The 6,000-nt window shown below is 35.5% G+C and carries 6 protein-coding genes; 4 read left to right on the forward strand and 2 right to left on the reverse strand.

Annotation, left to right across the window (positions count from 1 at the left end; translation table 11 throughout):
* Nucleotides 1–176 precede the first annotated feature (176 nt).
* Nucleotides 177–1,550 carry a cyclic 2,3-diphosphoglycerate synthase gene (locus ABU914_RS13335; RefSeq protein WP_379670204.1) on the reverse strand — a complete coding sequence of 458 codons (1,374 nt, stop codon included), beginning with the start codon at nt 1,548–1,550 and terminating at the stop codon, nt 177–179.
* 385 nt (nt 1,551–1,935) lie between these two features.
* Nucleotides 1,936–2,223 carry a hypothetical protein gene (locus ABU914_RS13340; RefSeq protein ID WP_379670205.1) on the reverse strand — a complete coding sequence of 96 codons (288 nt, stop codon included), beginning with the start codon at nt 2,221–2,223 and terminating at the stop codon, nt 1,936–1,938.
* Nucleotides 2,224–2,401: 178 nt separating this feature from the next.
* On the opposite strand from ABU914_RS13340, the gene ABU914_RS13345 reads away from it, so the two are divergent.
* The 4 genes from ABU914_RS13345 to ABU914_RS13360 form a co-directional block, all read left to right on the forward strand.
* Nucleotides 2,402–2,989, forward strand: a complete 588-nt coding sequence (locus tag ABU914_RS13345; RefSeq protein WP_379670206.1) for a glycerol-3-phosphate responsive antiterminator — start codon at nt 2,402–2,404, stop codon at nt 2,987–2,989.
* Between the two features lie 232 nt (nt 2,990–3,221).
* A complete protein-coding gene (locus ABU914_RS13350) occupies nt 3,222–4,550 on the forward strand; it encodes an ABC transporter substrate-binding protein (RefSeq protein WP_379670207.1) in 1,329 nt (442 codons plus the stop codon).
* A gap of 78 nt (nt 4,551–4,628) precedes the next feature.
* Nucleotides 4,629–5,159 (forward strand): HAD-IIA family hydrolase, encoded by a 531-nt coding sequence (locus ABU914_RS13355; RefSeq protein WP_379670208.1) that lies wholly within the window; start codon nt 4,629–4,631, stop codon nt 5,157–5,159.
* Nucleotides 5,160–5,746: 587 nt separating this feature from the next.
* The coding region (locus ABU914_RS13360) for a transposase (RefSeq protein ID WP_379670209.1) at nt 5,747–6,000 on the forward strand (254 nt) is incomplete at its 3' end.

The following is a 6,000-nucleotide window of genomic DNA, read 5'->3' on the forward strand; positions in this document are numbered from 1 at the left end:
TGCAACAACTAAGATGATTGCGAATAGACAAAATTACTTTCACTTTTTTGTTAAACGTCCTAATCCATTTCATTGATAACATCTAATCTAACGATAAAAAACGGTTCTAAGCGATAGATTACGCTTAAAACCGTAATGCAACCAAATCTTTATTTTCATATTATTAGCGAAGCTAATTATACTGCCTTAACTCCCTTGTATAAACCGTCCTTTTTAAGTTCATGCTTCTTAACAAACTCATCCAACACATCTTTCAAATGCAGATCGCCTACTTCTTCTAAATCATAGTGCACTCTCGTTGACGGCTTATTAATGTTAATCACTCTCGTTAAATCCATAGGTGTTCCAATAATCACAACATCACAATCCGCTTGATTAATCGTTGCTTCTAAATCCTTCAATTGCTGTGCGCCATAACCCATTGCTGGAAGCACATTTCCAATATGCTTATATTTTTCAAACGTTTCTTTCAGTGTACCTGCAGCATATGGACGTGGGTCAATCGATTCAGATGCGCCTAAACGCTGTGCCGCCACCATGCCCGCTCCAATATTCATCTCACCGTGTGTCAACGTAGGACCATCTTCAACAATTAAAACACGTTTACCTTTAATAAGTTCAGGATGCTCAACCGTAATTTTTGATTCTGCTTTAATAATCTTGCTAGCTGGTTTTGCGTGTTTAATGTTATTTTCAACAATTTGAATTGCTTCTGGATCTGCACTGTCAATTTTATTAATAATCGAGACATCTGTTGTCCGCAATGCAACTTCACCCGGATAATATTTCAACTCATGTCCTGGACGATGAGGGTCAAGAACAGTAATCGCTAAATCCGGTTCATAAAATGAAATATCATTGTTTCCGCCATCCCAAAGAATGACATCACAACCATCCGGATCATTCTCAGCTGCCTCTAAAATATCCGCATAATCAACACCAGCGTAAACAATGTTTCCTCTTGTCACATGCGGTTCATACTCTTCCATCTCTTCAATCGTACAGTCATGCTTCTTCAGATCATCGAGTGTTGCAAAACGTTGCACTCGTTGTGCATTTAAATCACCATAAGGCATAGGATGTCTGATTGCAACAACCTTTAGCCCTTGTTCCAGTAACGTTTCAATAATTTTACGAGAGGTTTGGCTCTTCCCTGTTCCTGTTCTTACGGCACATACCGAAATAACAGGTTTTTTGCTTTTCAACATCGTATGTTTTGGTCCAAGCAATGTAAAAGTTGAGCCTGCTGCGTTCACAATTGCACTCAGACTCATTACCTCTTCATAATGAAGGTCACTATATGCAAAAACACATTCATCGACATCGAGTTCCTTAATTAACTTTGGCAACTCATCTTGTGAATAAATCGGAATACCTTCAGGGTACATTTCTCCAGCAAGCTCACTTGGATATTTCCGACCATCTATATCTGGAATTTGTGCAGCTGTAAAAGCAACAACATTATATTCTTCTTTATCCCGATAGTACGTATTAAAATTATGAAAATCTCTACCAGCGGCTCCAATAATGATGACATTTTTTCTCTTCATTGCCCATCTCTCCTACAGTTCATATCTGTAGTTATTATTATACGTGATTCAGAATAAATATACAAGAGTAAATTTTTTATTTTATTTCTTAACCGTTCCCATCAAAAATTAAAAAGCCATTTCCCAAACTGAGAAATGGTTTTTATGAATATTATAAATATACTTTTATTCAACACGAGTAACTACCTTTTCTATACTACAACTCACACGTCAATAAACAGAAATAGTTATTTTATTCTCAAGCAAATAATCACTCACTCTAAAACTATCCATTCGAAAAAAAACAAGTTCAATATTTAAACAGAAAACAGCTACATCAAGTCAAATTTATTTCAATTAGTCAACTACTTGTACTATTTTATTCATACCTTTTAGAAATGTTATGTTAATCACTTCTTTTTATTCCTTCTAATTTATCAATTCGCTTATGTGCAGTCTTTGTACTTTCATCAAGCCTTATCAATTGTTCATTCATGCGTATCATTTGCTTCTCATTCGCTTTCAAATCGATACGAATCTCCTTAATCCCTTTCCCAATCGAATTTAATTGATTTTCTATAATCCCTTCTTCTTTTGCTTTTTCACGTAAATCCTTATCCCTACTACGTTGAAATGTAAAGTAGGATAAAAAAAATCCTAAGAGAGTGGTTATTGCACCAAAAAACCATTCCATTACACAATCACCACCAATCATTTACTTTACTATATGAAACAGTTGGTGACTCGGAAACGGTTAATGCCATAAAAACAACGCTTTTTTTAAGCACCTTTACATTAATTAGAAAGAAAAAGTGCCAAAAGTTATAATAATAGTAATATCCATCCACTTTTAAAGGAGGACTTTCGTTTATATGAAAATGCGCTTCGAAGAGAAATTAAAGAAACATAAATTAATTGGTGCGATTAAGCAACCGAAATCACTTGAAAAAGCAATTAAATATAAAGATAATCTAGCCGCTGCCATTTTAATGATTGGCAATATTTTAACTGTTAAGCAATATGTTGATTTACTTCACAAAGAAGGGATACCTGTCATTTTGCATCTCGAGAAAATTGATGGTCTGCAACTTGACCAGTATGGTGTGAATTTTGTTACAGATCATGTCAAACCGTTTGCTATTGTAACAACAAAACCAAACATCATTAAAAAATTTAAAGCAAAGGGTATGTTTGTGATTCAGCGAGTTTTTTTAATTGATACGGAAGTGTTTCATCAGTTGCTGGACAAAAAAGAGCATTTGCAACCTGATATCATAGAAATTATGCCTTGCCGAGTAACAGATTTTATTGAAAAAATAGCAAAAGAATCTTCCATTCCGATTATTACTGGTGGTCTCCTCACCACGACATTCCACGCAAAAGAAGCACTAAATCATGGAGCACAAGCAGTTACAACTTCAAATTCCGATTTATGGAAAATAGGTTTATCAAAAATTTAAACAATCTTTTACATATTATTTACACTAATTTAACAGTTTACCTGTATAGTTAAAATTGAAAAGTAAATCATACGCTTGGCGCGATATGAGAGGCCGCAAATATCGATATGTTCGTATATTGGATATTTGCGGTCTTTTTTAACGTTTACGAAAGGAGGAATCAACAGAAGAAATCAGTTTCCATCGAGCAAAGCAACTGACTCACTAAAACACTTTGAAAGGAGTAAATAACTTGAAAAAGTTTTGCCGCCTCGTCTTAATTGTTGCAGCCCTTGGTGTTCTTGTTGCTTGTGGTTCTAATGCTAATTCCGAAACGAATAATAAGACTTCAAATTCAAACGCGTCCAATGGCGACACGATCGATTTAACTTGGTATTACCCCGTTAATGTTGGCGGAGAAATCACCAAAGTGATTGATGACTATGCAGAGCAATTTAATAATGAGGAAATTGAAGTAAACGGGAAAAAAATTACCGTAACTCCTGTTTACAGCGGAAACTATGATGAAACAATGATCAAAGTTCAAACCGCAATTAGTAATGGAGAAGCACCTGACTTAGCTGTATTGTTATCTGCTGATCTTTATCAAATTATCGATCATGTTGTCCCTTTAAATGATTTTATTGCGAATGATCCAGAACTTGAAGAAACAATGAATGATTTCTTTCCAGGATTTATGTACAATTCCCAGTCCGACGGAAAAACTTGGTCTGTCCCTTTTCAACGCAGTACAGTTTTACTCTACTATAATAAAAACATGTTTGAAGAGGCAGGACTCGATCCAGATGATCCGCCAGAAACTTGGAACGAAGTGATTGAATATGGAAAAAAATTAACAAAAGATGGACAATGGGGGATTGAATTGCCGTCTAACATCAGTGATTACTGGATTTATCAAGCCCTTGTTCTGCAAAACGGAGACGGCAATTTAATGAGTGACGACGGAAAAACAGTTTATTTCAATTCAGAAGCAGCCAAAGGTGCCATGCAATTTTGGATTGATTTAACATATGAACACAACATTATGCCAAAGGGCGTTCTTGATTGGAATACGGTTCCACAGGATTTTATTGAAGAAAAAACAGCGATGATGTACACAACGACAGGAAATTTAACAAATGTCAGAAACAACGCAAACTTTGATTTTGGTGTTGCATATTTACCCAAAAACGAACGATTTTCAACGCCAACTGGCGGAGGTAACTTCTATACTTTTAAAGATATTCCCGAAGAAAGACAACTAGCTGCCATTGAGTTTATTAAATGGATAACTCAACCAGAACGTGCAGCACAGTGGAGTATTGACACAGGCTATATTGCAACGCGCAAGTCTAGCTATGAAACAGACATATTAAAAGAATATACAGACTCCTTCCCGCCGGCATTAACTGCCATGGAGCAGCTCGAATATGCACATAAAGAATTCTCTGTTTACGAGCAAGGTCAAATTCGTGAGATTTTATCTGACGCAATTCAAGCAGCTGTGAATGGAGCAGATGTGAATGAAACATTAGATCAAGCTCAAAAACAGGCAGAATCTTTATTACAAACATATCAATAATTATAAAAATTCATAATGGAGTGGTGGAATTGAGAAAAAGCAATTTTTTCAAAATAAATATGACAGCATGGCTTTTTCATGCTTGATATCAATATTTACATTGTTGGCGAACTTGCCATCAAAAATGAGATAGAGCCCTATTCTTTAAATGTTACAACAAATCCTAACTATGCAACCCATGTCCTTGTCGGGTTAGATCGTATGTTTACTTATGAAAAATTGAACGAAGCAATAAAAGCGGTGCACAACGGAGCTAAAATTGTTGTCACAAATCCAGATCCATTTTACCCTGTTCCAGAAGGCTATATCGCAGACACACTGGCTATTGCCAAAGCGATCGAAGTGGCTTCCGGAAGCTCCATTTCAGAGGTCATTGGAAAACCATCTAAATATTATGCAGACCAAATACATGAAAAACTAAACATACCAAAAAATCGATGTTTAATTATTGGAGACCGATTGGAAACAGATATTATGCTGGGAAAACAGCATGGTTTTCCAACATGTCTCGTATTAACCGGTGTAACAGACAGAACTTTGGCAGAAGAAAATAATATAAAACCAGATTATATTGTCGACGATTTAACATCACTTATTCAGCTTTTATGAATGAGCAGTTTTATTTCTTTTTTGGACAGAGAGTCAAGGTGAACTCTCTGTGTTTATTTTTTGAAATACGCAAAGCTCTATGCTCATAACATTTTAAAATCCAAAAGTGGAATCGAACTAAGAATAAAATTTAATATGTCATGCCAAGCCTAACCTTTCAATGGTTTGAAAGGATTTCGCATGAAATGGTATATGACCAAGATTCAGTCCTTGTCATTAGCGAAAATGGTGTGGTAATTTCATAAATTTTCCGACAACATAAATAAAAGCGAAGGGTTTGTCGAAGATCTGACCTAGAAAACAAAGGAAAAAAATGTAGTTAGGTATGTAAAAAAAGAACTTTGCAAAGCATCACATCTTTACCAAAGATACTTTCAAATGGCTTCATCGTACAAGTAATTACAAAACTTCGTCAAACAACAAAAAACCGGTCAAACTGGTTCAAGAAGAGCCCCTAAAGCCTGAACAACAATAGGAATCGTTTTTCTAGATAAAGTCCATATAATTGTGTAAAAGAAAAGGGCCATATGATTGCCTTTACGGTACAATGTTTTTAACCCATAAAAACATACTAGGAGGCAGATCATATGACCCACCTACATTTTACATTGGAAACAAAAGAAATACAAAATTTAATTGAAAAATCCGTCAAGGATGATCTATCAAAAAAAATCCTAATGACTGTTTTTAATCAGCTTATGGAAGAGCAACGAACTCAATACATTCAAGCGTCCGAGTATGAGCGTTCTAGTCAACGTGTCAGCCAACGCAATGGTTACTATGAAAGAGAATGGACGACTCGAATTGGCACATTGAATCTGAGAGTCCCACGAACACGAGA

Source organism: Pueribacillus sp. YX66, from assembly GCF_041725775.1.
Lineage (GTDB): Bacteria > Bacillota > Bacilli > Bacillales > UBA6769 > Pueribacillus.

Bases quoted from the DNA above. Each gene is read 5' to 3' on its own strand.
- ABU914_RS13355 (WP_379670208.1), top strand. From the start codon at position 4,629: ATGCTTGATATCAATATTTACATTGTTGGCGAACTTGCCATCAAAAAT.
- ABU914_RS13335 (WP_379670204.1), bottom strand. From the start codon at position 1,550: ATGAAGAGAAAAAATGTCATCATTATTGGAGCCGCTGGTAGAGATTTT.
- ABU914_RS13340 (WP_379670205.1), bottom strand. From the start codon at position 2,223: ATGGAATGGTTTTTTGGTGCAATAACCACTCTCTTAGGATTTTTTTTA.
- ABU914_RS13345 (WP_379670206.1), top strand. From the start codon at position 2,402: ATGAAAATGCGCTTCGAAGAGAAATTAAAGAAACATAAATTAATTGGT.